General features: G+C 67.9%; 19 protein-coding genes. 12 read left to right on the plus strand and 7 right to left on the minus strand.

Annotated features, from left to right (window positions below; genetic code table 11):
- Nucleotides 1–76: 76 nt before the first annotated feature.
- From AC5P9W_RS05655 to AC5P9W_RS05670, 4 genes are read right to left on the minus strand one after another with little or no spacing between them, the layout of a single operon-like run.
- Complete coding sequence (locus AC5P9W_RS05655; protein WP_457894530.1) at nt 77–1114, minus strand: Csu type fimbrial protein; 1038 nt, start codon at nt 1112–1114, stop codon at nt 77–79.
- The gene (locus AC5P9W_RS05660; RefSeq protein WP_021204140.1) at nt 1111–3477 is read right to left on the minus strand and encodes a fimbria/pilus outer membrane usher protein; all 2367 of its coding nucleotides are present in this window, start codon (nt 3475–3477) and stop codon (nt 1111–1113) included. The genes AC5P9W_RS05655 and AC5P9W_RS05660 overlap by 4 nt, the downstream gene beginning before the upstream one ends.
- Before the next feature lie 7 nt (nt 3478–3484).
- Nucleotides 3485–4234: a fimbrial biogenesis chaperone gene (locus tag AC5P9W_RS05665; protein WP_021204139.1), complete on the minus strand. Its 750-nt coding sequence runs from the start codon at nt 4232–4234 to the stop codon at nt 3485–3487.
- Entirely contained in the window at nt 4234–4764 is a 531-nt protein-coding gene (locus tag AC5P9W_RS05670; RefSeq protein WP_019659113.1) for a Csu type fimbrial protein, read from the minus strand. Before AC5P9W_RS05670 ends, AC5P9W_RS05665 begins: the two co-directional genes overlap by 1 nt.
- A gap of 242 nt (nt 4765–5006) precedes the next feature.
- Here AC5P9W_RS05670 and map point away from each other — a divergent pair, with 242 nt between their 5' ends.
- The 7 genes from map to AC5P9W_RS05705 all read left to right on the plus strand — a co-directional run bounded on the left by map (nt 5007) and on the right by AC5P9W_RS05705 (nt 14754).
- Nucleotides 5007–5792 carry a type I methionyl aminopeptidase gene (gene map, locus AC5P9W_RS05675; protein WP_032955117.1) on the plus strand — a complete coding sequence of 262 codons (786 nt, stop codon included), beginning with the start codon at nt 5007–5009 and terminating at the stop codon, nt 5790–5792.
- Between the two features lie 20 nt (nt 5793–5812).
- Nucleotides 5813–8422 carry a [protein-PII] uridylyltransferase gene (locus AC5P9W_RS05680; RefSeq protein WP_026346923.1) on the plus strand — a complete coding sequence of 870 codons (2610 nt, stop codon included), beginning with the start codon at nt 5813–5815 and terminating at the stop codon, nt 8420–8422.
- Complete coding sequence (gene dapD / locus AC5P9W_RS05685; protein ID WP_111097791.1) at nt 8422–9483, plus strand: 2,3,4,5-tetrahydropyridine-2,6-dicarboxylate N-succinyltransferase; 1062 nt, start codon at nt 8422–8424, stop codon at nt 9481–9483. The genes AC5P9W_RS05680 and dapD overlap by 1 nt, the downstream gene beginning before the upstream one ends.
- A gap of 191 nt (nt 9484–9674) precedes the next feature.
- Entirely contained in the window at nt 9675–10046 is a 372-nt protein-coding gene (locus AC5P9W_RS05690; protein WP_021204138.1) for an arsenate reductase, read from the plus strand.
- On the plus strand, nt 10043–11170 hold the full coding sequence (dapE, locus tag AC5P9W_RS05695; RefSeq protein WP_206621627.1) for a succinyl-diaminopimelate desuccinylase: 1128 nt from the start codon (nt 10043–10045) through the stop codon (nt 11168–11170). The genes AC5P9W_RS05690 and dapE overlap by 4 nt, the downstream gene beginning before the upstream one ends.
- A 379-nt stretch (nt 11171–11549) precedes the next feature.
- The gene (gene asnB / locus AC5P9W_RS05700) at nt 11550–13241 is read left to right on the plus strand and encodes an asparagine synthase B (protein ID WP_111097789.1); all 1692 of its coding nucleotides are present in this window, start codon (nt 11550–11552) and stop codon (nt 13239–13241) included.
- A gap of 124 nt (nt 13242–13365) precedes the next feature.
- Entirely contained in the window at nt 13366–14754 is a 1389-nt protein-coding gene (locus AC5P9W_RS05705; RefSeq protein ID WP_495218942.1) for a cation:proton antiporter domain-containing protein, read from the plus strand.
- A gap of 82 nt (nt 14755–14836) precedes the next feature.
- On the opposite strand, the gene AC5P9W_RS05710 is transcribed toward AC5P9W_RS05705, so the two are convergent.
- A complete protein-coding gene (locus tag AC5P9W_RS05710) occupies nt 14837–17167 on the minus strand; it encodes a penicillin acylase family protein (RefSeq protein ID WP_495218943.1) in 2331 nt (776 codons plus the stop codon).
- 123 nt (nt 17168–17290) lie between these two features.
- Here AC5P9W_RS05710 and bfr point away from each other — a divergent pair, with 123 nt between their 5' ends.
- On the plus strand, nt 17291–17779 hold the full coding sequence (gene bfr, locus AC5P9W_RS05715) for a bacterioferritin (protein ID WP_005408763.1): 489 nt from the start codon (nt 17291–17293) through the stop codon (nt 17777–17779).
- 330 nt (nt 17780–18109) lie between these two features.
- Here bfr and parC read toward each other — a convergent pair whose 3' ends face one another.
- Nucleotides 18110–20353, minus strand: a complete 2244-nt coding sequence (gene parC, locus AC5P9W_RS05720; RefSeq protein ID WP_021204132.1) for a DNA topoisomerase IV subunit A — start codon at nt 20351–20353, stop codon at nt 18110–18112.
- 59 nt (nt 20354–20412) lie between these two features.
- Entirely contained in the window at nt 20413–21294 is an 882-nt protein-coding gene (locus AC5P9W_RS05725) for a helix-turn-helix domain-containing protein (protein ID WP_026346921.1), read from the minus strand.
- Between the two features lie 172 nt (nt 21295–21466).
- On the opposite strand from AC5P9W_RS05725, the gene emrR reads away from it, so the two are divergent.
- Genes emrR through emrB form a run of 4 tightly spaced genes read left to right on the plus strand, consistent with a single transcriptional unit; the run spans nt 21467 to nt 26187 of the window.
- Complete coding sequence (emrR, locus tag AC5P9W_RS05730; protein WP_019659100.1) at nt 21467–21910, plus strand: multidrug efflux system transcriptional regulator EmrR; 444 nt, start codon at nt 21467–21469, stop codon at nt 21908–21910.
- Nucleotides 21907–23400 carry a multidrug efflux transporter outer membrane subunit EmrC gene (emrC, locus tag AC5P9W_RS05735; protein ID WP_206621766.1) on the plus strand — a complete coding sequence of 498 codons (1494 nt, stop codon included), beginning with the start codon at nt 21907–21909 and terminating at the stop codon, nt 23398–23400. Before emrR ends, emrC begins: the two co-directional genes overlap by 4 nt.
- 11 nt (nt 23401–23411) lie before the next feature.
- Nucleotides 23412–24593 carry a multidrug efflux MFS transporter periplasmic adaptor subunit EmrA gene (emrA, locus tag AC5P9W_RS05740; RefSeq protein WP_021204129.1) on the plus strand — a complete coding sequence of 394 codons (1182 nt, stop codon included), beginning with the start codon at nt 23412–23414 and terminating at the stop codon, nt 24591–24593.
- A gap of 7 nt (nt 24594–24600) precedes the next feature.
- The gene (gene emrB / locus AC5P9W_RS05745; RefSeq protein WP_019659097.1) at nt 24601–26187 is read left to right on the plus strand and encodes a multidrug efflux MFS transporter permease subunit EmrB; all 1587 of its coding nucleotides are present in this window, start codon (nt 24601–24603) and stop codon (nt 26185–26187) included.
- Nucleotides 26188–26249: the final 62 nt, after the last annotated feature.

The raw sequence follows: 26249 nt of genomic DNA on the forward strand, positions 1-26249 counted from the left end.
GCCGGAACTGTAGCGCCGAGCCGGCGCTCGGCACGGCCTTCGTCCGGTGGGTGCCGACCGTTGGTCGGCACGCCGGTCAATAGGTGATCGTCACCGTCACCAGGTCGTTGTAGGTACCAGCCGGGGGCTGGCCGGTGACCGGTGGCACCCGGCCGTAGATGGTCAGCTGCTGTGCGCTGCCGGTGCCGGTGCCGCTGGCCGTGTCGACAGTCAACGTATTGCCCCAGCGCAGGCTCCGAGCCGAGTCCCGGTACAGCTCGTAGGGAAGGTAGTAGGTACTGCCGCCGATGGTGGTGGCCATGCGGCGGATGCTGGTCGCGGCAGGGTTGTTCCGGCCGTTGTTGAGTCCGACCTGGAAGGCGGTGTTCTTCAGGCAGGTCAGTGTCAGCGTGGCGGTCCGGTCGATGTTGGCGGGAATGCCGCCGGTGACGTTGCCGAAGTTCATGTCGGTGGTGACGTAGCTGCCGCACTGCGGCAGCACATTGGCGCTGGCGGTGAAACTGAAGGCTGCGCTTGCGCTGTTGGTGCCGGTGGCGCCGCCGTTGCAGGTGGCGGGCACTGTGGCATTGCCGAGCAGGACCTCGTTCCAGGCCCAGGTCAACACCACGTCGGCGCCGCTGAAGGTGCTGCTGTAGGCGCCGGAGGCCAGGATCTGGTTGGCCGGAATCTGCCCGAACAGCTGCACGGACTGCGCACCGCTGCCGCCGGCGACCAGCGGCACGCTGTAGGTCATGGTCAGTTCCTGTGCCGGGGGCGTGCCGCGCGGGACCAACCCCGTCACCTGGCTGAAGTCCGAGGAGTTGTAGAGCTGGAAATTAATGCTGTCGCTGCTGCTGGTCTTCATCGTCCGCCAGCTTGAACTGCTGCCGCCACCACTGCCTGCGCCGATGCCGACGCAGACGCGCACACCGGTTGTGGCCAGCGCGCTCAGCGCGGCGGTGGTGCATGTCACCGTGATGTTGAGGTTGGCCGTGCTCGGGCCAGGCGCATTGCTGTTGATGTTGCCGAACGGCAGCGTTGGATTGGCGACCGCGGTGCAGACCGCGACGGCGCGGGCCGGTGCTGCCGCCAGCAGGCCAGCGAACAGCAGCAGGCCGAGCAGCAACGTCCTCATGGCGCCACCTCCGGAATGCACTGCAGCGGCGCCGGTTTCGGCCGCGCGCCGGTCGCCACCACCCTGGGCGGGTCGGGGACCTTCACCCGGCAGGGGCCGCGGCTGGTGGTGACGTACAGCACGCTGCCGGCGGCAACGTCTTCCAGGTACAGCAGGCCGTCATAGCCGACCGTGGCCTGGCGGCCATCGGGCAGCTGCACCTCGCTGCCCACCTCCAGCGGCTGCCCGTCCATTGCCAGCAGGGTCAGGCTCAGCGACGGTCGCGAGCGCAGCTCGAAGGCAATCCGGGTGCCGGCGCGCTGGCGCGGGGTCACCCAATTCTCGATGCGGTCGGCACGCATGTCCTCGGGCAGGTCCAGGGTGTCGATCGAGACCCGGTTGCGCTGCCAGGACAGCAACGGGCTGACCAGCAGCAGGCCGCGATCATCGGTGACGCCGATCAGGCGGTTTTCCAGCCGCACCGGCACGCCGCCGACGCCACTGGTGCTGATCACCGCGAACGCGTCCGACACTTCGCGCGTGGCGAAGGTGTGGCCACCCATCCACACCACGCTGCCGCTGGCGCTGGCGTAGGCATAGTTCAGCCCGCCCTGGCGCGAGGCGCCGAACGAATAGCGGCCGGTATCGTTGAGGATGCCGACCTCGGCCAGGCCGCCATTGCCGTCCTCGCCATGGCGCAGCTGTGCGCGCCAGCCGACGCCGCCGGCACTGCCATCGCCGGGCACCGGCTGGGTCACGTCCGCGACCCAGCTCTGGCTGTCGCCGTTGCGTTGGCTCGAGAGGCTGGCCTGGCGGTTGTTGCCCAGACTGGCGGTCAGCGACAGGTAGATGCTGCGGTCGTCGCTCTGGTCCAGGTTCTGGTTCATCGACAGGTAGGCCGACCAGCGCTGGCTCCAGCTGCGCGACCAGAACAGGCTGGCGTAGCGGTTGTCGTCGCCGTCGGGGTAGCGCAGGCGCAGGTAGCTTGCGCTGAGCGTGCCCAGCCGCAGCAGGTCCAGGCCGAGGGTGGCCTGCTCGCTGATGCTCGGTGGCAGGTTGCCCTGCAGTGCGCCCAGGTCGCGGTAGTCGCCGTGGCTGCGCACGCTGCGCAGATTGACGTTGAAGCGGCGGTTGTTCCAGCTGTAGCCCAGCGCCCATTGCCCGCCCCGCAGGCCGTGGTAATCACTGCGTGCATAGGCCGCATTGAACACGCCGGCAGCGCCGAGCAGCCACCAGCCGCCGATGCCGGCCTGGGCCAGGCCGCCGCCGCCTTCGGCATGCGCCTCGCCAGTGAAGGCATCGCTGATGCCGCCGCGCCAGCTGGCACTGGCCACCGAGCGATCGTCGTAGCCGAAGGAGCGCTGGCCGAAGTCCTCGCGCAGCTGGCCGACGCCGACCGACCAGTCCGAAAGGCCCTTGGCCAGCAGTTGCTGGGTGCCATAGAAACTGAAATCCAGTGTCTGCATGCGGCCGAACGCATCGGTTACCACCACCTGCGCATTGCCGGTGCCGCTGATACCAGGCTGTGCCGCCAGCTGGAAGGGACCGACCGGGACCTGTCCGCTGTACTGGCGCAGGCCATCCACGTACAGCTCGACCGTGGAGGGCACCACGGCCTGGCCGAGGAAGCTCGGCGTGGGCGTCAGTACGCGATAGGGCTGCAGCCCGTAGTTGCGACCGATCTGCACGCCACCCAGGCGCACTGGCCGGGTCCAGTCGACGAAGCCGCTGTAGAAGTCGCCGACCTCCAGCGTCGTTGCGCTGTCGGGGAAGTCCAGGCTCCAGCGGGTGTCCAGGCGCACGCTTTCGCCGCGCCAACGGCGATCACCGGGTTGCTGGTAGCGGCGGCTGATGGCGGTGTTCTCAAAAGTCCCGTTGCCGATGCCGAACACGCGCAGCTCCGAGCTCAGGCTGAGGTTGCCGAGCGTGTCCACCCGGCTGCCGTATACGTCGTAGTTGAGCAGCACGCCCGGCGAGGCAGTGCCAGTCGGCGCACGCGCCTGCGGCCGGCTGAGCACCGTGGTCGGCAGGGTCAGCTGGTCCAGCGGCACATCCAGCGCCAGGGTCTGCATGTGCGCGTCGTAGCGCACCACCGCGCCACTGATCTGGTCCAGGTAGACCGGTACCTCGCCGCTGGCATTGAAGCCGAGCTGGCGCAACACCTCGGGGCTGGCCTGAAGCCGGCCGCGGTTCTCGATGAACGGCAGCAGGCCGCGTGGCGTGCTGTTGAGCGACACATCCAGGTACAGCGTCTGGCTGGCGGTCAATGGGGTCGGGGGCGGCAGGGTGGCATCGGCCGACACGCCGGAGACATCAACGGCCGCGCCGGACGCATCGGCGGCCTCGGTCGCCGCGGGAGCCAGGGCAGCCAGCAACGCGCCCATCAAGGCCTCAGCGAGCCGGTGGGGGCGACAGTGGCGTCTGTTCCGACTCGCCATTGAGCTTGGCCGTGATCTGGTCGTTGTCGCGGTCGATCGCCACGCGCTCGATCGGCCAGCGCATCACCTGGCCCGGCAGCACGTAGCCCAGCAATCCGGGATGGACGATGCGCGGACGCGTGGCGCTGCCCAGCGCAAGATCGGCGATCTGCGCGTAGCTGTCACCCGTATTGGCCACCTCCACGCCATTGCGGCCATCCGCCAGTGTCACCAGGCGGGCCTGCAACTGTGGGGCGAGGGCGCCGGCCGAAGGCTGCACGAACACGGGGATCGAATAGCGCAGGACGAACTGCATGCCCTCGGCACGCGTGGCCAGGTCCGGGATCTGGTCGACGATCAACCGGTAGTGCCGTTGTGCAGGCGGTGGCTCGATGTCCGGACGCATCACCCGCACCAGTTGCTGCTGGCCCGCGGCCAGCTCCTGCATGGGCGGTGTGGCCATCAGCTCATCGGTGGGCAGCAGCCGTTCCTGGCCGTCCTGCTGCACCCAGCGGAACACGCGCACCTGCAGCTTTACCGGCGCGGTGCCGCTGTTGGTCAGCCATAGCTCAGCCGCACGCTGGCGCGCCTCCAACTGCAGGCTGGTCGGCGCGACCTGCAGGCTGGTGGCGCCGGCGGTGGCGGTGGCCAGCAGGCACAGGGCGAGCAGCGCCACGCCGGTGGCGCGCCACGGGCGGGGTCCGGCCATGCGGGCGTGCTCCATCAATAGGTGATCGTGGCGGTAACCGTATCCAGGTAGCTGCCGGTGGCCGGGTTGTTGGTGCTCAGGTTCAGGATCTGGCCGTAGACGACGTACGGCACGGCCAGGCCGGTGCCGATGCCGGCCTGGGTATTGGTGCCGGTTGTGGATCCCCAGACCAGGGTATGCGCGGCATCCTGGTAGAGCTGGTAGCCGACATAGTTGTTGGCGGTCACGGCGGCATTGGTGTTCTTCATGCGCCGCGTGGTGACGTCGTTGGCGGTGCCCGCGTTGGCGCCCGCATTCAGCGCGATCGTGTACGGCGTCAGCGCCGAGCACTGCGCGGTGACCGTGCCCTGGCCGAGGGTGGGCGTGGCGGTGGTCGACGCCGCCGTGCCGAAGTCGACGTTGGTAGCGGCCGCGGCCGTGATGGTGCAGGCCTTGGTGACCACCAGCGTGACGTTGAAGGTGGTGGTATCTGCGGCCAGGGCCGGGCTGGACAGCAGGAGGCCGGCGAAGGCCCAGGCAAGCGGAGAACGAAGCGCGGATCGCATGGACAACCTCCCTGACCCGAAGGTCCGTTGAACAAGGCGAAGGCGGCACGATCGGCACCGCTTCGGCGACGGTGACCCCAGCTTAGGTGGCGTAAGTGTCTGTAATCCGTGATAAACAGGCGGGCGAAAGGGTGGAGGGCATCACGCTTTCATTTTCCTTGCCGAAAGCGTGCATGGCCCGGTGCATGGCCCGGAATGCCAGTTGGGTGGCGTTCGTTCAGATTGCGGCCGGATCGGCGATAATGGGTGCCATGAGCGTGAATCTGAAAACCCCGCAGGAAATCGAGATGATGCGCATCGCCGGCCGCCTGGCCAGCGAAGTGCTGGACATCGTCACCCCCCACGTCAAGCCCGGTGTCACCACCGAGGAGCTGGACCGCATCTGCCACGACCACATCGTCAACGTGCAGGGCGCCATTCCGGCCAACGTCGGCTACCGCGGCTTCCCGAAGACCGTGTGCACCTCGGTCAACAATGTCATCTGCCACGGCATCCCCAGTGAAGGGAAGGTGCTCAAGGATGGCGACATCATCAATATCGATGTCACCGTCATCAAGGACGGTTGGCACGGCGACACCAGCCGCATGTACTTCGTCGGCACGCCGTCGGTGATGGCCCGCCGCCTGGTGGAAACCACCTACGAAGCCATGTGGCGCGGTATCCGCGCCGTGCGTCCGGGCGCCACCCTGGGCGACATCGGCCATGCCATCCAGAGCTATGCCGAAGGCGAGCGTTTCAGCGTGGTGCGCGAGTACTGCGGCCACGGCATCGGCAAGGTCTACCACGATGAGCCGCAGGTGGTGCATTACGGCCGCCCGGGCCAGGGCCTGGTGCTGCAGCCGGGCATGACCTTCACCATCGAACCGATGATCAACGAGGGCACCCGCTACAACAAGGTGCTGCCGGATGGCTGGACCGTGGTGACCAAGGACCGCAAGCTGTCGGCGCAGTGGGAGCACATGGTCGCGGTCACCGAGACCGGCGTCGACGTGCTGACCCTGTCGCCGGGCGAGTCGCAGGTTTCCTGACGATGCTGCCGGCGAGTTCGCTGCTGGACACGCCGGCCGCGTCGCTCAACGACCCGGACTGGGCTGCTGCGGCGCGGCAGGCGCTGCAGCAGGCCGACGCACGCCTGTACCGCCGTTTCGACCAGGGCGACAACATCGAGCGCCTGCTGGCGTTGCGTGCGCGCGCTGCCGATCACTTGATCCGCCTGGCGTGGCAGCGTTGCCTGCCGGCCGGCAGCGGCCTGTCGCTGTTCGCGGTGGGCGGCTATGGCCGCGGTGAACTGTTCCCGCGATCGGACATCGACCTGCTGGTGTTCGGCGATCCGCCGGCGCAACTGGCGCACGAAGCGGCCCTGGCGCGGCTGTTCGCGCTGCTGTGGGACTGCGGGTTGGCGGTCAGCCATGCGGTGCGTTCTGCATTGCAGTGCCGCGAGGCGGCGGCTGACCAGACCGTGCTGACCGCGCTGATCGAGGCGCGTCCGATCCTGGCCGATGACGCCGCCCGCCGCGCGCTGCGCGAGGCCATCGACGATCGCGAACTGTGGCCGGCACGCACTTTCTTCCTGGCCAAGCTGGAAGAGCTGCGCAACCGTCACCAGCGCTTCGGTGATACCGCCGACAACCTGGAGCCGGACCTGAAGGATGGCCCCGGTGGCCTGCGCGATCTCAACACGCTGGGCTGGATGGCACTGCGCGCGTTCGGCGTGCGCGACCTGGAAGCCCTGGTCGGGCTCGGCCATCTGGGTGCCGACGAAGCCGCGGCGCTCAAGCGCGAACGTGCCGTGCTGGCGCGACTGAGGTTTGGCCTGCACCTGGTAGCACGTCGCCCGGAAGAGCGCCTGCGTTTCGATTACCAGAAGACCCTCGCCGCGCGCCTGGGCTTCGAAGACGACGCCGAGAGCCTCGGTGTCGAGAAAATGATGCAGGGCTTCTACCGCGCCGCGCTGGTGGTGCGGCGGATCAGCGACCGCCTGCTGCAGCGCTTCGAGGAGCAGTTCGACGGCGAGGCGCAGCCGGAGCCGCTGACCGTGGGCTTTTCCCTGCGTCGTGGCTACCTGGCCGCCAACGAGGCCGACTGGCCGCAGGGCGACATTGGCCAAGTGTTCGCGCTGTTTTCCAGCTGGGCCAACAACCCGCAGGTGCGCGGCCTGCACTCGCTGACCGCGCGTGCACTGGCCGAGTCGCTGCCGCTGCTGCCGGCCTATGACCAGGCCGACGCCGACGCACGCGAGCACTTCCTTGCCCTGCTGCGTGGCCAGCGCCCGGTCGACACGCTTTCGCGCATGGCGCGGCTGGGCGTGCTTGGCCAGTGGATTCCCGCGTTCGCCCAAGTCAGCGGGCGCATGCAGTTCGACCTGTTCCATGTCTACACCGTCGACCAGCACACGCTGATGGTCCTGCGCAACATCGGCCTGTTCGCCAGCAGCCGTGCCGACGAGCGCTTCTCGATCGCGCACGAAGTGTGGCCGCGCCTGCGCAAGCCGGAGCTGCTGCTGCTGGCCGGCCTGTTCCATGACATTGCCAAGGGCCGCGGCGGCGACCACTCCGAGCTGGGTGCGGTGGACGCGCGCGCGTTCTGCCAGGCACATGCGCTCAGTGGCACCGATACCGAACTGGTCGCCTGGCTGGTCGAACAGCACCTGCGCATGTCGGTGACCGCGCAGAAGCAGGACATTGCCGACCCGGTGGTGATCCATCGCTTCGCCACCCTGGTCGGCAGCCGCGACCGCCTGGACTACCTGTATCTGCTGACCTGTGCCGATATTGCCGGCACCAGCCCGAAACTGTGGAACGCCTGGAAGGATCGCCTGCTGGCCGACCTTTACTTCGCCACCCGGCGCGCGTTGCGCGAAGGGCTGGAGCATCCGGTGCCCGCCGCCGAGCGTGTGGCCGAGGCGCGTGACAGCGTGCGCGCACTGGTGCGCGAGCAGGGTTACGACGATGCCACCATCGACCGCCAGTTCGCGGTGATGCCCGATGAGGGCTTCATCCGCCTGCGCCCCGAGCAGCTGGCCTGGCAGGCCGCTGCGCTGGTGCCGGTGAAGCAGGGCCAGACCCTGGTCAAGGTCCGCCGGATCAGTGTCGACGACCCCGCGCTGGAAGTGTTCGTGCACTCGCCCGACCGCGACGGCCTGTTCGCCGCGATCGTAATGACCCTGGACCGCAAGGGCTACGGGATCCACCGTGCACGCGTGCTGGACGGCCCGGCCGACACCATCTTCGATACCTTCGAAGTGAACCCGGCCGACACGTTTGCCGATGGCAACAGTGCCAATCTGGAAGCGGCGCTGCGCGAGGCCCTGAGTGGCGACCTTGCGCGGCTTCGGCCGTCACGCCGGGTGGTGCCGCGGCAGCTGCGTCATTTCCGTTTTGCGCCGCGCATCGAATTCCGCGATGAACCGGGCGCAACCCGTTTTGCCCTGGTCGCCCCCGACCGCCCCGGCCTGCTGGCCGATGTGGCGTTCGTGCTGCGCAACCAGGGCCTGCGCGTGCATGATGCGCGCATTGCGACATTCGGCGAACGCGCCGAAGACACCTTCGTGATCAGTGACGAACACGACCTCCCCCTGACTGAGCCTGCCCGGCAGCAGCTGCATGACGCGATGCTGGCCTGCCTGGACCCTGATCGAAACGCCGGAGACCCCGCCTGATGGCCACCAAGCCTGTTAAGAAGACTGCTGCCACCGCCAAGAGCGCAGCGGCCAAGAAAACTGCCGCCGTGCCGGCCGCGAAGAAGGCTGCCGCGCCGAAGAAAGCCGCGATGGTGAAGGCGCCGGCGAAGAAGGTGGCGGCACCGAAGAAGGCCCCGGCCAAGAGCGCAGAAGCCGCACGCGCCGAAACCATCGCCCGCAAGTCGCTGCGCAAGCCGGCCGCGCCGGGCGTGGAAGAACTGAAGTTCGGCATCGAAAGTGCCTTCGAACGCCGCGCCACGCTGACCCTGCACGAACTGGAAGGCTCGACCAGGCCGCTGGTCAACCGTGTGATCGACGGCCTGGAGAGCGGTGAATTCCGCGTCGCCGAGCCGGACGGCCAGGGCGGCTGGAAGGTCAACGAGTGGCTGAAGAAGGCGGTGCTGCTGTATTTCCGTGTCAACGACATGGCGGTGGTCGATGCACGCCCGGCACCGTTCTGGGACAAGGTCGAATCGCGCTTCGCCGGCTATGACGAAGCGAAGTTCCGCCGAGGCGGCGTGCGCGTGGTGCCGGGCGCGATTGCTCGCCGGGGCACGTATTTCGGCAAGGATGTGGTGCTGATGCCGAGCTTCACCAACATCGGCGCCTATGTCGGCGAAGGCACCATGGTGGACACCTGGGCCACGGTCGGTTCCTGCGCGCAGATCGGCCAGCACTGTCATCTGTCCGGCGGTGCCGGCATCGGTGGCGTGCTGGAGCCGCTGCAGGCCAGCCCGACCATCATCGAGGACCATTGCTTCATCGGTGCCCGCTCGGAAGTGGTTGAGGGTGTGGTGGTCGGCCACCACAGCGTGATCGGCATGGGCGTGTTCCTCAGCCAGAGCACCCGCATCTACAACCGCGCCACCGGTGAGATCAGCTACGGCTACATCCCGCCGTACAGCGTGGTGGTGTCCGGCTCGCTGCCGAGCAAGGACGGTACCCATTCGCTGTACTGCGCGGTGATCGTCAAGCAGGTCGATGCCAGGACCCGCAGCAAGACCAGCGTCAACGACCTGCTGCGCGGCCTGGCCGACTGAAGGTGACTGCGCCGGAGGATCCGGCGCAGTACGCGAGCTACCGGCATCCCTCCGACGTCCTGTTCGGGCGGATGCTGCCGCGCCTGCCGCGTGCGCCGCGCTGTGGCAGGCGACCCACCGTGCCGTGCCGTTCAGGGTCGTGCCCGAACGCCTGTTGTGAGATTCTGCCGCTCTGTTTTCCAGCATCACAGATGGCCATGAGCACCACTGTCTACGGTTTGAAGAACTGCGATACCTGCAAGAAGGCGACCAAGTGGCTGGACCGCTTCGGCGTGCCGTACACCTTCGTCGACTACCGCGACAACAAGCCCAGCCCGGAAACGCTGCTGGAATGGGCCGCGCAGCTGGGGGGGCTGGCGGCGATGGTGAACAAGTCCTCCACCACCTGGCGGCAGCTGCCGGACAACCGCAAGGCCGCGGACTCCGAGGCCGAATGGAAGCTGCTGCTGCGCGAGTACCCGCAGCTGATCAAGCGCCCGCTGGTGGTCACGGCCGACGGCAAGGCCAGCCAGGGTTTCAGTGACAACGGCTTCAAGGCCCGCTTCGGCGTGGGCCAGTCATGAGTGCCGTCCTCGACCTGGCCTGCGAGCTGATCGCGCGCCCCTCGGTTACCCCGGACGACGCCGGCTGCCAGGCACTGCTGGCGGCGCGGTTGAAGCAGGCAGGGTTCCACTGTGACCAGCTGCGTCTGGGTGAGGTCGACAACCTGTGGGCGACCCACGGCCAGGGTGCGCCGGTGCTGGTGCTGCTGGGCCATACCGACGTGGTGCCCACCGGCCCGCGCGAGGCCTGGACCAGCGATCCGTTCACGCCGCAGATCCGCGATGGCGTGCTGTATGGCCGTGGCGCCGCCGACATGAAGGGCAGCGTGGCCGCGTTCGTGGTGGCCGCCGAGCAGTTCGTCGCCGCGCATCCCGATCACCCCGGCACGCTGGCGGTGCTGCTGACCAGCGACGAGGAAGGCGACGCGATCGATGGCGTGCGCCACGTCGCGCGCCTGTTCGCCGAGCGCGGCCAGCGCATCGACTGGTGCATTACCGGCGAGCCATCATCGACAGCGGCGCTGGGCGACCTGCTGCGCGTCGGGCGTCGCGGCAGCCTGTCGGCCAAGCTGCGCGTGCAGGGCGTGCAGGGCCACGTGGCGTATCCGGAGAAGGCACGCAACCCGATCCACCTGGCGGCGCCGGCCCTGGCCGAGCTGACGGCGCGACGCTGGGACGAGGGGTACGAGAGTTTCCCGCCGACCAGCCTGCAGATCTCCAACATCCGTGCCGGCACCGGCGCCAACAACGTGATTCCCGGGGAGCTGGAGGTCGATTTCAACATCCGCTACAACCCGCACTGGGATGCACCGAAGCTGGAAACGGAGATCACCGCGCTGCTGGACCGGCACGGCCTGCAGTACGCGCTGAAGTGGCATCGCAGCGGCGAGCCGTTCTACACCCCGGAAGGCACGCTGCGCGCCACCGCACGCGCGGTGCTGGCCGAGCACATCGGTCGTGCCCCTGAGGAAAGCACCGGTGGCGGCACCTCCGATGCACGCTTCATCGCGCCGCTGGGTGCGCAGTGCATCGAAGTGGGGCCAGTCAACGCCAGCATCCACCAGGTGGATGAGAACGTGCGCGTGGATGATCTGGAAGCGTTGCCGGGGCTTTACCAGCGCCTGGTGGAACGGCTGCTGGCGTGAGGCATGGCGCCGGGCACGGCCCGGCGCTCCCCCTGTGAGTGCCGACTGCTGGGTGCCGACCGTTGGTCGGCACACCTTCACCTGGTTGCCAATGCAACGGTTGCGCAGCGCCGGAATCCGGGGTAGGGTCGATGCCATGTCGATCCGCCTGGCCACCGCCGTCAATAGCAACAACCGCAATAATCTGCGCGCGAATAATCGTGCGCGGCCGATGCGGGACTGCGCCCTGGGTAGATAGACAGCAACACACGCCCGGACACCAGAAAACCCGCATCGGTCGATGCGGGTTTTTTTGTGCCCGGGCGCAGCCCCACCCGGGCCTGGATGGCCGGTCGAACACCCTCCCACCCGTGAAATTCCCCCAACAGGAGCTCCCCCCATGTGTTCGATATTCGGAATCTTCGGCCTGCAGGCCGGTGACGATCTTCCGGCTCTGCGCCGCCATGCGCTGGAACTGTCGCAGCGCCAGCGCCACCGCGGCCCGGACTGGAGCGGCGTGTATCTTGACGAAGGTGCGCTGCTGGTCCACGAGCGGCTGGCCATCGTCGACCCGGCCGGTGGCTCGCAGCCGCTGCTGTCGGCCGATGGCCAGCTGGCGCTGGCGGTGAACGGCGAGATCTACAACCACCAGCAGTTGAAGGCCACGCTGACCACCGCCTACGACTTCCAGACGGGTTCGGACTGCGAGGTGATCAACGCGCTTTACCGCCAAGGCGGATCGCCGGCGCAGTGGCTGGAGCAGCTCAACGGCATCTTCGCCTTCGCGCTGTGGGACCGTGATGCCGGCCGCGTGCTGGTGGCGCGCGATCCGATCGGCGTGGTGCCGTTGTACTGGGGCCACGATGCCCAGGGCCGCCTGCGCGTGGCCTCGGAAATGAAGGCGCTGGTCGATACCTGTGCCGATGTCGCGCAGTTCCCGCCGGGCCACTATTTCGACAGCGCCAGTGGCGAGCTGGTGCGCTACTACCAGCAGTCGTGGCGCGCCTACGCTGACGTGCAGGGGCGCCAGGCCGATCTGGCCGAACTGCGCCAGGCCTTCGAGCATGCGGTGGAACGCCAGTTGATGAGCGACGTGCCATACGGCGTGCTGCTGTCCGGTGGCCTGGACTCGTCGCTGGTGGCGGCGGTGGCTGCGCGCTATGCACGTCGCCGCATCGAGGATGGCGGGCAGACCGAAGCCTGGTGGCCGCGCCTGCATTCGTTCGCGATCGGCTTGAGGGGCTCGCCCGATCTGGCTGCCGCTGCCATTGCTGCCGAAGCGCTGGGTACCGTGCATCACGGCTTCGAGTACACCTTCGAGGAAGGCCTCGATGCGTTGCCGGAAGTGATCCGCCACATCGAAACCTACGACGTCACCACCATCCGCGCCTCGACGCCGATGTTCCTGCTGGCGCGGCGGATCAAGGCGATGGGGGTGAAGATGGTGCTCTCCGGCGAGGGCAGCGACGAGATCTTTGGTGGCTACCTGTATTTCCACAAGGCGCCGGATGCGCGTGAATTCCACGAGGAGCTGGTGCGCAAGCTCGACGCGCTGCACAACTACGACTGCCTGCGTGCCAACAAGTCGATGATGGCCTGGGGCGTGGAGCCACGCGTGCCGTTCCTCGACCGCGAATTCCTCGACGTGGCGATGCGCTTCGATGCCGCGCACAAGATGGTGGGCGCCGGCTTTGGCGGTCGCCGCATCGAAAAGGCGGTGCTGCGCGAGGCGTTCGACGGCTACCTGCCGGACAGCATCCTGTGGCGGCAGAAGGAACAGTTCAGCGATGGCGTCGGCTACGGCTGGATCGACGGGCTGAAGGCACATGCCGAGGCGCAGGTGAGCGACCGTGTACTGGCTGCGGCCGACAAGCGCTTCCCGCACAACCCGCCGCAGACCAAGGAGGCGTACTACTACCGCCACCTGTTCGAGCAGTTCTTCCCCAGCCGCGCAGCCGCAGAGACCGTGCCGGGTGGCAAGTCCATCGCCTGTTCGTCGCCCGCGGCCATTGCCTGGGACGCCAGCTTCGCCGCGGCTGCAGATCCCTCGGGCCGCGCGATCGCCGGCGTGCACGAGCAGGCACTGGCGTAATGCTTCCGCCGGGCACGGCCCGGTGCTACCGAGCGATGGTAGCGCCGGGCCATGCCCGGCGGGCACAAACGACTTAATCCCCTCCGTCCCCTTTTTGTATGATCGCTCCCTGCGCATTGGGGGAATGTTCATGGACGCACAGCGCGGGGGGCACCCGTCGCCGACGAAGTGGGGATGGCGCTACCTGGCCTGGGCTGGAATGCCGTTGCTGGCCGGCGTGCTGCTGGCGCGCTATGCCGGGCCGGCCGCCCCCGAGGCGATTGCGCGTACCACGGTCGCTGCCGAAGGCAGCTGGGCACGGCATCTGGCGTCACCGCTGGGCCTGTTCCTGCTGCAGCTGCTGGTGCTGTTGCCGGTAGCCAAGGGCGCCGGTGCGCTGCTGAAGCGGCTGGGGCAGCCGGCGGTGATCGGCGAGATGGCCGCCGGCCTGATGATGGGGCCGCTGGTGCTCGGCAGCCTGCTGCCGCAGCTGCAGGGTGCGCTGTTCCCGGCCAGTTCGCTGGGCCCTCTGGGCATGCTCAGCCAGCTGGGCGTGCTGATGTTTCTGCTGGTGGCCGGTGCCGAACTGGACCTGGCGGCACTGCGCGGCCGCCGGCGTTTCGCCTTCACGGTCAGCCATGCCGGCATCGCGGTGCCGTTCGTGCTCGGCGTCGCGTTGGCGATCTGGCTGTACCCGCAGCACGGCCCGCAGGGCGTGGGCTTCACCGCATTCGCGCTTTTCGTTGGCGTATCGATGAGCATCACCGCGTTCCCGGTGCTGCTGCGCATCCTCGCCGACCGTGGCATCACGCAGACGCCGCTGGGCCAGACCGCCATCGCCTGCGCGGCTTTGGGCGATGCCACCGCATGGTGCCTGCTGGCACTGATCGTGGCGGCGGCACAGGCCAGCGGCTGGCTGCCGGCCAGTCTCAATCTGCTGTGCGTGGTCGCCTTCGTGGTGCTGATGCTGGGGCTGGTGAAGCCGTGGTTCGCTCGCCAGGAGATTGCGCCGGGCCGTGAGGGGCGCTGGATGCTCGGCATCCTGCTGCTGTCGCTGGGTAGTGCCCTGATCACCGAAATGCTGGGCATCCACGCGCTGTTCGGTGCGTTCGCTGCGGGCGTGGCGGTGTCGTCCAACGCGCAGCTGCGCGGCCTGTTGATGGCCCGCGTCGAACCGTTCGCGGTGACCCTGCTGCTGCCGCTGTTCTTCGCCATGACTGGCCTTCGCATGCGCGCCGACGCGCTGCAGGCCAGCGACCTCGTGCTGTGTGGTGTGGTGATCGCAGTGGCCACGACCGGCAAGCTGCTGGGTACCTTCAGCGCCGCGCGCAGTGCCGGCATGCCCACCCGTGAGGCGTGGCGGCTGGGTGCACTGATGAACACCCGTGGCCTGATGGAGCTGATCGTGCTCAACCTGGGTTACGAACTTGGCCTGCTCGGTGACCGCCTGTTCGCGGTGCTGGTGATCATGGCGCTGGTGACAACGGCGATGACCGGGCCACTGCTGAACCTGATCGAGCGGCGCAGGGGCTGAGCGTCGAACGGTAGTGCCGGCCGCTGGCCGGCAACCTCATGATGCTGGACGCACCTACATGGATGCCGGCCAGCGGCCGGCACTACCGCGATGCCGGCACCAGCGTCATCGTGTGCTGCGCCTTGCCGGGCAGGAACGGCGTCGGCCGCCCATGCACCCAGTCTTCGTGGCCGGCGCCCCAGTACGGCGACAGCGGGTGCCCGCTCTGGCCGCCGGGCATGTGCACGATGCCGTCGGCCTCGTGCCCGGGCGAAACCACCATGCGCTCGGAAGCACCGAAGCCCGGCGTCTGCACGCGCGGCATGTCGCGGTCGCCGGGCAGGCGGTCGGCCGGCATGCACAGCCAGTGTTTGGCGATGTCCGGCAGCGCCCGTGCGATGGGGTGGCAGATCGCCGCCGTATTGCGTTCGCCCCAGCTGCGCTTGGCCAGTGGGCCCTGCCTGGCCAGCTCGCTCTCGGTGCGGCGTGCGGCGTCGATCAGCAGCGCATCCCAGCTGTCGAAGGCCGGTGGCAGCAGATTGGCCGGACGCTGCTGCAGCATCGGCCAGGCCACGCCTTCCAGCTGCGCCAGGCGCGGCTCCAGATAGTCATCGCCCAGCTGCGCATTGGCCGGTGCCAGCAGTGCATTGGACAGTGTTGTCATCACCTGCGTACGGAACTCGCGCACCACCCGGTAGCTGACCGAGCTGGCCGAGGCACGGCCGTCCCATTGATGGCTGGCCTCCTTCAAACGCTTCAGTGCAGGGTCGTCACTGCGCTCGATGACGTCGTGCAGCAGGGCCCACCAGCGCTGCAGGAACACCGCGCGATCGTCGAGCTGGATCGCCAGCAGGTCGTGCTCGTCGAAGCGCTCCTGGATCGCCAGCAGGTCACGGATCTGCCGCGCCCGTGCTCCCAGGTCATAGCCACCGTTGCCGACGCTGGCCAGTGCCTCGCCGTCGAGGACGCGGCCGTTGGCGGTCCACAGGCGGTGGTTGGGAGGATCGATCAATGCCGGTGAAGCATCGCTGCGGATCGGCCACGGCGCACAGTCCTGGTTGTTGCCGGCACTGAAGCCGGCCGGCGCGCAGCCCGGACCGCGATCCGGGCGGGCGCCGATCAGCCGCCAGGCGATGCGTCCGCTGCGGTCGCCGACCACCAGGTTCTGCGCGGGGATGCCGGCGCGGTCGGCGAACTTCAGTGCAGCGTCCAGATCGCCAGCGTGGGCCAGGTCACCGAAGTCCAGCCGCACCGCGCCGGGCAGGTGGGCGACCCAGCGCAGCGCGTCGCCACTGCCATCTGCATGCGTGTGCAGGATCGGCCCCCAGTCGGTTTCGCGTACCGTCAACAGCACGTCGGCCTGGCCGGCCACCGCAATTCGCTCTTCATTCACGGTCACTGCGGCGTTGGCCGGTTCGGTGCGGTAGTCCGCCGTGTCGATGTAGCTGTTGGTGAAGCCCCAGGCCACGTGCCCGTTGCTGCCGACGATCACCGCCGGCAGGCCGGGCAGCGAGAAGCCGGTGACATCGACCTGGCCGCCGGCAGCCTGTGGATCGGGGTAGCGCAGGCGCACGCGGAACCACAGGCCGGGGGCACGCAGGCCCAGGTGCATGTCGTCGGCGACGATGGCGCGGCCGTCGGCGGTGAGTGCACCGGCCACCGCGAAGTTGTTGCTGCCGATGACGTCGGCTTCTTCCTGTTCTGTGCCCGACTTTCCCTTCAGCGTGCGCAGGTCCAGCTGGCTGGCATCGGGCAGGGGGGCATTGCCGGTGGGTTCGCCGAACAGCGGGGCATCCCATTCGGTGCCATCGTGGGCAATCAACGCATACAGCGCCGGAGGTACCACTGCGCGGATGCGGCTGAGCGCAAGCTCGGTCTGGTTGCCGGGGTCCTGCAGGTCGGCGTACATGGCCAGCCCGGCCAGCACGCTGTCGCTGGCCTGCCAGGGTTGTGGCGGTTGCCGCAGCAGCAGGTAGGCCCACGGGCGCACGGAGAGATCGGCCAGGCCTTCGTTGACGCCGTCCACGTAGGCACGCACGGCATCGCCGTTGTCGCCCAATGCAGCGTCCAGCTGCGCTTCGGTGCGTTCACGCAGGCGATGCACGCGCATGCGTTTGTCGGCGTCGATGGCCTTCGGCCCGAACAGCGCTGACAGTTCGCCGGCGGCACTGCGGCGCATCAGGTCCATTTCGAAATAACGTTCCTGCGCGTGCACGCGGCCGAGTGCGCGCATCGCATCGGCCTGGCTGCCGGCGGTGATGGTGACCACGCCCAGCGCATCGCGCTCGAGGGTGACCGGCGCGGCCAGCCCCGGCAAGGCATGCTCGCCGTCCAGGTCGGCCAGGCTGCCCCGCAGCAGGAGCCACAGGACCAGTGCGGCGATCAGCACGATGGCGATCACTACGCCCAGCACCCAACGCCATGTACGTCGCATCGCACGTCCTTTCCGAACTCGTGGGCCGATTGTAGCCGCAGGCGCAACTGCGACTGATTCCGATTAGATCACCGTACTTTGAAATGCGGCACCCTATGCCGCATCGATTCACAGGAGCCCCCCATGAAAGGCAACCCGGACGTCATCGCCTGCCTGAAGGAACTGCTGCGCGGCGAGCTCGCTGCCCGCGACCAGTACTTCATCCATTCCCGCCGCTACGAGGACCAGGGCCTGTTCGCGCTGTACGAACGCCTGAACCACGAGATGGAAGAGGAAACCCAGCATGCCGATGCGCTGCTGCGCCGGATCCTGTTCCTGGGGGGCGACCCGGACATGCGCCCGCATGCCACCGAGCCGGGCAAGACCGTGGAGGAGATGCTGCAGAAGGATCTCGACACTGAATACGCGGTTCGGAACAATCTCGCCGCCGGCATGAAGCTATGCGAGGAGAAGGGCGATTACGTGAGCCGCGACATCCTGCTGGCGCAGCTGAAGGACACCGAGGAAGACCATGCCTGGTGGCTGGAACAGCAGCTGGGCCTGATCAAGCGCATCGGCCTGGAGCTGTACCAGCTGAGCAAGATCGACGGCAACGGCGCCCCGGCGCACTGACCGGCACCGCTTTTTGTAGAGCCGAGCCAATGCTCGGCTGCCTTCCGGTAGAGCCGACCGCTGGTCGGCCGCTTTTCGGTAAAGCAGCCGACTGACAGTCGGCTCTACCAAGAGCAAAGAGCAGCCGACCAGCAATCGGCTCTACCAGAAGCACGGCGTTCTGTCGCCCGCCAGCACCGGAGCATCGCCAGCCAGCCTTCGCCAGCCAGCTGCTCCACCGCCCGCCAGCCGACAACGAAAAAGCCGGGGAATGCCCGGCCTTTTCGTGTCTGATCCCCGGCGAGGCGTGTCAACCAAGGTTGACACCCGCCAGGGGCAGGGCCCCAGCTCTCACTCCACCGACAGCCCTTCCACCTTCTGCCAGCCGCGTGGCAGCAGGTGGCCGCGGGTGGCGCGGGCGCCGAGGTAGGCATCCAGCTCGTTGAACTTCAGGCCCATGGTGCGCTGGCCGCTGCGCACCTGCAGGGTCTGCCCCGGGCTGATCGCCACGATGGCGACCACGCGTTCGGTGGCGAGCTTGGCCTTCGGGATCTCGATGATCTTGTTGCCCTTGCCCTTGTCCAGTTCCGGCAGGTCGTTGGCGGCGATCGCCAACAGGTTGCCCGAACTGGTCACCGCCACGATGCGGTCGGTGGCGACGTTGGCGACCACCGACGGGGTCAGCACCGACGAGCCCGCCGACAGGTTCAGCATCGCCTTGCCGGCCTTGTTGCGGCCGATCAGGTTCTCGAAGCGGGTGACGAAGCCATAGCCGTGGCTGGAAGCCAGCACGAAGCGGGTGTCCGGTTCGGCGCTGGCCAGGGTCACGAAGCTGGTGCCCGGTGCCGGCGAGAAGCGGCCGGTCAGCGGTTCGCCATTGCCACGCGCGGAGGGCAGGGTGTGCACCGGCGTCGAGTAGGCGCGGCCTTCGCTGTCGAGGAACGCGACCTGCTGGGTGCTGCGTGCGCGCACCGCGCCCTGCAGCCCGTCGCCTTCACGGTACGACAGTGCGGATGCATCGACGTCGTGGCCCTTGGCGGCGCGGATCCAGCCCTTCTCCGACAGCACCACGGTCATCGGTTCGCTCGGCACCAGCTCGGTCTCGTCGATGGCCTGCGCCGCCTGGCGCTGCACCAGCGGCGAACGGCGTGCGTCGCCGAACTTCCTGGCGTCGGCGGTCAGTTCATCGCGGATCAGCTTCTTCAGCTTGGCCTTGCTGTCCAGGATGCCGAGGATCTTCTCGCGCTCCTTGGCCAGTTCATCCTGCTCGCCGCGGATCTTCATTTCCTCCAGGCGGGCCAGCTGCTTCAGCTTGGTTTCCAGGATGTACTCGGCCTGTTCCTCGGACAGGCCGAAGCGCGCGATCAGCGCGGCCTTCGGCTCGTCTTCGGTACGGATGATGTGGATCACCTCGTCCAGGTTGAGGAAGGCGACCAGCAGGCCTTCCAGCAGGTGCAGGCGACGCTCGACCTTCTGCAGGCGGTGCTGCAGGCGGCGGGTGACGGTGTTGCTGCGGAAGGTCAGCCATTCGCTGAGCAGCATCTTCAGGTTCTTCACCTGCGGACGGCCGTCCAGCCCGATCACGTTGAGGTTGACGCGGTAGCTGCGCTCCAGGTCCGTGGTGGCGAACAGGTGGCCCATCAACTGGTCGGCGTCGACGCGGTTGGAACGCGGCACCAGCACCACGCGCACCGGATTGGCGTGGTCGGATTCATCACGGATGTCCTCCAGCCACGGCAGCTTCTTGGCGCGCATCTGCGCGGCGATCTGCTCGATCACCTTCGACGGCGACACCTGGAACGGCAGCGCCGTGATCACGATGTTGCTGGCTTCCTTGGTGAAGGTCGCGCGTGCACGCACGCTGCCGTTGCCAGTCTCGTAGATGTTGCGCAGGTCATTGGCCGCGGTGATGATCTCGGCGCTGGACGGGTAGTCCGGGCCCTGCACGTGTTCGCACAGGTCGCGCACGGTGGCGTCGGGGTTGTCCAGCAGGTGCAGCAGCGCACTGACGATCTCGTTGAGATTGTGCGGCGGCACGTCGGTGGCCATGCCCACGGCGATGCCGGTGGTGCCGTTGAGCAGCAGGTGCGGGAGCCGCGCCGGCATCCAGGTCGGTTCCTGCAGGGTGCCGTCGAAGTTCGGTGCCCAGTCGGTGGTGCCCTGGCCCAGTTCGCCCAGCAGCACTTCGGCGATCGGGGTCAGCTTGGATTCGGTGTAACGCATCGCCGCGAACGACTTGGGGTCGTCGCTGGAGCCGAAGTTGCCCTGGCCCTCGATCAGCGGGTAGCGGTACGAGAACGGCTGTGCCATCAGCACCAGCGCCTCGTAGCACGCGCTGTCGCCGTGCGGGTGGTACTTGCCGATGACGTCGCCGACGGTGCGCGCGGACTTCTTCGGCTTGGACGCGGCATTCAGGCCCAGCTCGCTCATCGAATAGATGATGCGGCGCTGCACCGGCTTCAGGCCGTCGCCGATGAACGGCAGGGCGCGGTCCAGGACCACGTACATCGAGTAGTCGAGGTAGGCGCGTTCGGCGTACTCGCGCAGCGGCAGTTGTTCGAATCCGTGGAACACGGGACGGGCAAGTTCGGTCATGCGGCGTTGTTACCTATGTCGGGAGGCGGCGACGGCGGTCGCCGCTCGCAATCCTGTGATTATCCGGATGCGGCGGGGGATGCCAAGCCGCGTGCAGGGTCCAGCCCGGTTTCCAGGCCATGCCCGGCCCGCGCCAGGTAGCGCCCAGGCGGCAACCCGAAGTGACGGCGGAACACGGTGACGAACGCGCTGGCGCTGCTGAAGCCCAGTGCGTGGGCGATGTCGGCCACGCTGCGGCCCTCGGTCAACTGGCGCAACGCCTCGGACAGGCGGGCCTGTTGCCGCCACTGGGCGAAGCTGAGCGTGGTCTCGTCGCGGAAGTGACGGGTCAGGCTGCGCGGCGACAGGCCGGCCCAGTGAGCCCATTCGGCCAGGCTGCGCTCGTCGGACGGGTCGGCCAGCAGCTGCGAGGCGATCTTCAGCAGGCGCCGGTCGTGGGGCATCGGCAGATGCATGCGCTGACGCGGCGCGGTGCGGATCTCGTCCAGCAGCACCTCGATGATGTGCTGGCGCTCGGGCGTGGTGTCATAGCCCAGCGGCCATTCGCAGATGCGCTCGGCCAGCGCCTGCGCCAGCTTGGACAGGCCCAGCACGCAGGGGTCGGCGGGCAGGGTGGCACAGGCGGGTGCGGCCAGCGCCATGCCCCAGCCACGCAGCGGCCCGTCGAGGGTGACCGTGTGCGGCTCCAGAGGGGGCATCCAGCCGGCCGAACCCGGCGCCAACGACCAGGTGCCGTGCGAGGTGCGGGTGGTCAGCAGGCCACGCTCCACGTAGATCAGTTGCGCGCGCTGGTGATGGTGCCAGTCCACCTCACGGACCAGTCCCTGCGGGCTGTCGAAGCGGTAGGCGACCACCGATGGGCCGTCGTTGCGCTCGAACCAGTCCAGCGCGTCGTCGCGCAGCAGGCGCTTGGGAGGGGGAATTTCTGCCTTGTTCATCATATCCGCTGGCTGAAATGTGTCATCCATTGGCTGAATTGTACTACCGGGCCAGCTGACCAGGTCATTAAGGTAGGCGCCTTCACCGATCCAGCCCATTGCTGCAACACAGCATTCGATGCCAGATCGAATATTTCCATTGAGAAATATTTTTTTTGGAAGAGAATGCTCCCCCATGATCTGTCCTGCAACCACTCCCCCCAGCTTCGGCCTGCTGCTGCGCCAAGTGCGCGACGGGTTGGTCCGCCAACTCGACGCGTCCATGGCGGAAGAAGACCTGGGCATCGGCTTCACCCACTACATCGGGTTGAAGGTGCTTTCCAACATGGCGCCGTGCACCGCCAACGAACTGGCCCAGGCCATCGACCAGGTGCCCAGCGCCGTGACCCGGCTGCTGGACAAGCTGGAGGCACTGGGCTGCGTCCGTCGCCAACCGCATGCCCAGGACCGTCGTGCGCTGCAGATCGTGCTGACCGATGAAGGCCGCGCGTTGTGGGCGCGGCTGAAGCTGCGCGGCGACGCGGTGATGGATTACGCCCTGCGTGATCTCTCAACCGACGAGCGCACGCTGCTGCTGTCCCTCCTTACCCGAATCCGCGATTCCTTGACGACCCCATGAACCCGATCCCGCATTTCACTTTCCGCCGGTCCGGGCGCACGCTGCTGGTGTCAGCGCTGGCCCTGGCCCTGGCCGCCTGTGCCAGCAGTCGTGGCCTCAATCCGCAGGGCCACGTGCTGGATGTGGACAGCCTGCACAGCGAACGCACCCTGGCCGACACCGACCTGAGCGCCACCGGCTTCCCGGCGCAGGACTGGTGGAAGGCGCTGGGCGATGCGCAGCTGGACGCGCTGGTCGCCGAGGGCCTGGCTGGCCACCCGAGCCTGGACGCCGCCGACGCGCGCCTGCGCCAGGCCCAGGCCCAGGTCGGCACTGCGCGTGCCGACGAACTGCCGAGCCTGTCGGTGTCTGGTGGCTACACCGGCCTGCGCCTGCCTGAGTCGATGGCAGGCAGCGAGATCGGTGGCCATTACGCCGGCAGCAGCCAGATCGCCTTCGACTTCAGCTACGGCGTGGACCTGTGGGGCGGCAAGCGCGCCGCCTGGGAAGCCGCCGTGGACGGTGCGCACGCCGCCACCGTTGAAGCGCAGGCCGCCCGCCTGAACCTGTCCACTGGCATCACCCAGGCCTATGCCGACCTGGCCTACGCGTGGCAGCTCAACGACGTGGCCGAGGAAGAGCTGAGCCGTTCGCAGAAGTCACTTGAGCTGACCCGCCAGCGCCGCCGCGCCGGCATCGACAGTGATCTGCAGGTGCGCCAGGCCGAGGCCCGCGTGCCGGCCGCGCAGCAGCAGGTGCAGGCCGCCCAGCAGCGTATCGACGCCGCCCGCACCGCACTGGCCGCGCTGGTCGGCAAGGGCCCGGACCGTGGCCTGTCGATCCAGCGCCCGCAGCCGTTGAACCCGGTGGCGCTGCAGCTGCCTGGGGTGCTGCCCAGCGAGCTGCTGGGCCGTCGCCCCGACATCGTGGCCGCACGCTGGCGCGTTGAAGCGGCCGACAAGCAGATCAAGGTCGCGAAGACGAAGTTCTACCCGAGCTTCAACCTGACCGCGCTGGCCGGCGTGGTCGCCCCGAATGTGAGCGACCTGCTGAAGAGCAGTTCCACCTTCGCCTACATCGGCCCTGCGCTGAGCCTGCCGATCTTCGAAGGCGGCAAGCTGCGCGCCAACCTGGCCAATACCGATGCGCAGTACGACCTGGCGGTGGCCAACTACAACCAGACCGTGCTCGATGCGCTGCGTGATGTGGCCGACGAGGTCAACGCGGTGCGCTCGCTGGCACAGCAGGCGCAGTCGCAGCAGCAGGCGGTGGACACCGCACGCGCTGCCTTCGACCTGGCCCAGCAGCGCTACCGCGCCGGCATCGGCAGCTACCTGGACGTGCTGACCGCGCAGTCCACCCTGCTGCAGTCGCAGCAGCAGCTGGCCGGCCTGCAGTCGCAGCAGGTGCAGTCCTCGGTGCGCCTGAGCAAGGCGCTGGGCGGTGGTTTCCAGCCCACTGACGCCGACCGCGCACCGATCGCCTCCCATTCCGATTCCTCGCATTCCTGAAGATCTCCGACATGAGCCAGACCCAAGACACCGCGGCCCCGGCCGCCCCCAACCGCCGCGGCAACCTGCTGCGCGGCCTGTTCGTGATCGTCGTGCTGCTGCTTGCCGCTCTGGCGCTGTGGTACTTCATGTTCGGCCGTTGGTTCGAAGAGACCGACGATGCCTACGTGCAGGGCAACCAGGTGCAGATCACCCCGCTGGTGGCCGGCACCGTGGTCGCCATCAATGCCGATGACGGCATGCGCGTGGAGCGCGGCCAGCTGCTGGTGCAGCTGGACCCGTCCGACACCGCAGTGGCGCTGCAGCAGGCCGAAGCCAACCTGGCCAAGACCGTGCGCCAGACCCGCGGCCTGTACCGCAGCGTGGAAGGCGCGCAGGCGGACCTGAACGCCCGCCAGGTGACCCTGAAGCGCGTGCGCGAAGACTACGCCCGCCGCAAGGACCTGGCCGCCACCGGCGCCATCTCCAACGAAGAACTGGCCCACGCCCGCGACGAGCTGGCCGCGGCCGAAGCGGCCGTGGCCGGTTCGCGCGAGACCGTCGAGCGCAACCGCGCGCTGGTCGACGACACCGTGATCGCCACCCAGCCGGACGTGCAGGCCGCCGCCGCACAGCTGCGCCAGGCCTTCCTCAACAACGCCCGCGCCGGCATCGTCGCGCCGGTCTCCGGCTACGTCGCCCGTCGTTCGGTGCAGGTCGGCCAGCGCGTGCAGCCGGGCAACGCCCTGATGGCCGTGGTGCCGACCGAGCAGATGTGGGTCGAGGCCAACTTCAAGGAAACCCAGCTGCGCCACATGCGCCTGGGCCAGGAAGTGGAACTGAAGTCGGACCTGTACGCCGGTGACGTGAAGTACAAGGGCCGCATCCAGAGCCTTGGCCTGGGCACCGGCTCCGCGTTCTCGCTGCTGCCGGCGCAGAACGCCAGCGGCAACTGGATCAAGATCGTGCAGCGCGTGCCGGTGCGCATCGCCATCGATGCCAAGCAGCTGGCCGAACACCCGCTGCGCATCGGCCTGTCGATGAAGGCTGAAGTGAGCCTGCGCGACCAGAAGGGCGAAGTGCTGCCGAGCACTCCGGCCAAGGGCACGGTGTTCGACACCGACGTGTATGCCAAGCAGCTGCATGATGCCGACGAGGTGATCCACACGATCATCCAGGGCAACCTGCCGCAGCAACAGGCGAAGGTGGGCTGAGGTCGCCATGTCCGCACAAGCTCCAGCCGCGCCCGGCGCTCCGGGCGCACCGGCGGCGCCGGGTGCGGCCTCCGGGTTCCTGCCGCCCAGCGTCGCCCTGTGCACGGTGGGCCTGGCGATGGCGTCGTTCATGCAGGTGCTCGACACCACCATCGCCAACGTCTCGCTGCCGACCATCGCCGGTAACCTCGGTGCCAGTTCGCAGCAGGCGACCTGGGTCATCACCTCGTTCGCGGTCAGCACGGCCATCGCGCTGCCGCTGACCGGCTGGCTCAGCCGCCGCTTCGGCGAACGCAAGCTGTTCGTCTGGGCCACGCTGGCCTTCGTCATCACCTCGCTGCTGTGCGGCCTGGCGCAGAGCATGGGCATGCTGGTGGTGTCGCGTGCACTGCAGGGCTTCGTGGCCGGCCCGATGTACCCGATCACGCAGTCGCTGCTGGTTTCGATCTACCCGCGCGAGAAACGCGGGCAGGCATTGGCGCTGCTGGCGATGATCACGGTGGTTGCGCCGATCTGCGGGCCGATCCTCGGTGGCTGGATCACCGACAACTACAGCTGGGAATGGATCTTCCTGATCAACGTGCCGCTGGGCATCTTCGCTGCGCTGGTGGTGGGCAACCAGCTGAAGGGGCGGCCGGAGCAGATCGAGAAGCCGAAGATGGACTACGTCGGCCTGATCACCCTCGTGATCGGCGTCGGTGCGCTGCAGCTGGTGCTCGACCTGGGCAACGACGAGGACTGGTTCGCGTCGATGAAGATCGTGGTGCTGGCCTGCGTGGCCGTGGTGACGCTGACGGTGTTCCTGATCTGGGAGCTGACCGACAAGGATCCGATTGTCGACCTGAAGCTGTTCCGGCACCGCAACTTCCGCGCCGGCACGCTGGCGATGGTGGTGGCCTACGCGGCGTTCTTCAGCGTGGCGCTGCTGATCCCGCAGTGGCTGCAGCGTGACATGGGCTACACCGCGATCTGGGCGGGCCTGGCAACGGCGCCAATCGGCATCCTGCCGGTGATCATGACCCCGTTCGTGGGCAAGTATGCATCGCGCTTCGACATGCGCATGCTGGCCACGATCGCCTTCATCGTGCTGTCGATGACCAGTTTCCTGCGCTCGAACTTCAACCTGCAGGTGGACTACATGCACGTGGCCGGCGTACAGCTGATCATGGGCATCGGCGTCGCGCTGTTCTTCATGCCGGTGCTGCAGATCCTGCTGTCGGACCTGGATGGGCGCGAGATCGCGGCGGGCTCCGGCCTGGCCACGTTCCTGCGTACGCTGGGCGGCAGCTTCGCGGCGTCGCTGACGACGTGGCTGTGGGCGCGGCGCACCCAGGTGCACCATGCCGACCTGACCGAGCATATCTCGGCCTATCAGCCGGGCATGCAGGACCAGGTCACGGCGATGGGGCAGGGCGACCTGCAGCACGGCGCAGCGGTACTGAACAACATGATCAACCACCAGGCATCGCAGATGGGCTTCAACGACATCTTCTTCCTGCTGGGCTGGATCTTCCTGGCGATCATTACGTTCCTGTGGCTGGCCAAGCCGCCATTCGGCGCAGGTGCGGGTGCGGCCGCCGGTGGTGGGCACTGAAAACTCCCTGGAAACACGTGCTGTATTTTGACCCCGCCGCAAGGCGGGGTTTTTGTTTGTGC

It is taken from the genome of Stenotrophomonas sp. YJH_SMC_33 (assembly GCF_059372295.1).

What these genes read in the sequence shown, in the direction of transcription:
- emrA (WP_021204129.1), top strand. Translation starts at nt 23,412, where the DNA reads ATGAGCCAGACCCAAGACACCGCGGCCCCGGCCGCCCCCAACCGCCGC.
- AC5P9W_RS05660 (WP_021204140.1), bottom strand. Translation starts at nt 3,477, where the DNA reads ATGGGCGCGTTGCTGGCTGCCCTGGCTCCCGCGGCGACCGAGGCCGCC.
- AC5P9W_RS05670 (WP_019659113.1), bottom strand. Translation starts at nt 4,764, where the DNA reads ATGCGATCCGCGCTTCGTTCTCCGCTTGCCTGGGCCTTCGCCGGCCTC.
- map (WP_032955117.1), top strand. Translation starts at nt 5,007, where the DNA reads ATGGGTGCCATGAGCGTGAATCTGAAAACCCCGCAGGAAATCGAGATG.
- dapE (WP_206621627.1), top strand. Translation starts at nt 10,043, where the DNA reads ATGAGTGCCGTCCTCGACCTGGCCTGCGAGCTGATCGCGCGCCCCTCG.
- AC5P9W_RS05665 (WP_021204139.1), bottom strand. Translation starts at nt 4,234, where the DNA reads ATGGAGCACGCCCGCATGGCCGGACCCCGCCCGTGGCGCGCCACCGGC.
- bfr (WP_005408763.1), top strand. Translation starts at nt 17,291, where the DNA reads ATGAAAGGCAACCCGGACGTCATCGCCTGCCTGAAGGAACTGCTGCGC.
- parC (WP_021204132.1), bottom strand. Translation starts at nt 20,353, where the DNA reads ATGACCGAACTTGCCCGTCCCGTGTTCCACGGATTCGAACAACTGCCG.
- AC5P9W_RS05710 (WP_495218943.1), bottom strand. Translation starts at nt 17,167, where the DNA reads ATGCGACGTACATGGCGTTGGGTGCTGGGCGTAGTGATCGCCATCGTG.
- emrC (WP_206621766.1), top strand. Translation starts at nt 21,907, where the DNA reads ATGAACCCGATCCCGCATTTCACTTTCCGCCGGTCCGGGCGCACGCTG.
- AC5P9W_RS05655 (WP_457894530.1), bottom strand. Translation starts at nt 1,114, where the DNA reads ATGAGGACGTTGCTGCTCGGCCTGCTGCTGTTCGCTGGCCTGCTGGCG.
- dapD (WP_111097791.1), top strand. Translation starts at nt 8,422, where the DNA reads ATGGCCACCAAGCCTGTTAAGAAGACTGCTGCCACCGCCAAGAGCGCA.
- AC5P9W_RS05690 (WP_021204138.1), top strand. Translation starts at nt 9,675, where the DNA reads ATGGCCATGAGCACCACTGTCTACGGTTTGAAGAACTGCGATACCTGC.
- AC5P9W_RS05725 (WP_026346921.1), bottom strand. Translation starts at nt 21,294, where the DNA reads ATGATGAACAAGGCAGAAATTCCCCCTCCCAAGCGCCTGCTGCGCGAC.
- AC5P9W_RS05705 (WP_495218942.1), top strand. Translation starts at nt 13,366, where the DNA reads ATGTTCATGGACGCACAGCGCGGGGGGCACCCGTCGCCGACGAAGTGG.
- asnB (WP_111097789.1), top strand. Translation starts at nt 11,550, where the DNA reads ATGTGTTCGATATTCGGAATCTTCGGCCTGCAGGCCGGTGACGATCTT.
- emrB (WP_019659097.1), top strand. Translation starts at nt 24,601, where the DNA reads ATGTCCGCACAAGCTCCAGCCGCGCCCGGCGCTCCGGGCGCACCGGCG.
- emrR (WP_019659100.1), top strand. Translation starts at nt 21,467, where the DNA reads ATGATCTGTCCTGCAACCACTCCCCCCAGCTTCGGCCTGCTGCTGCGC.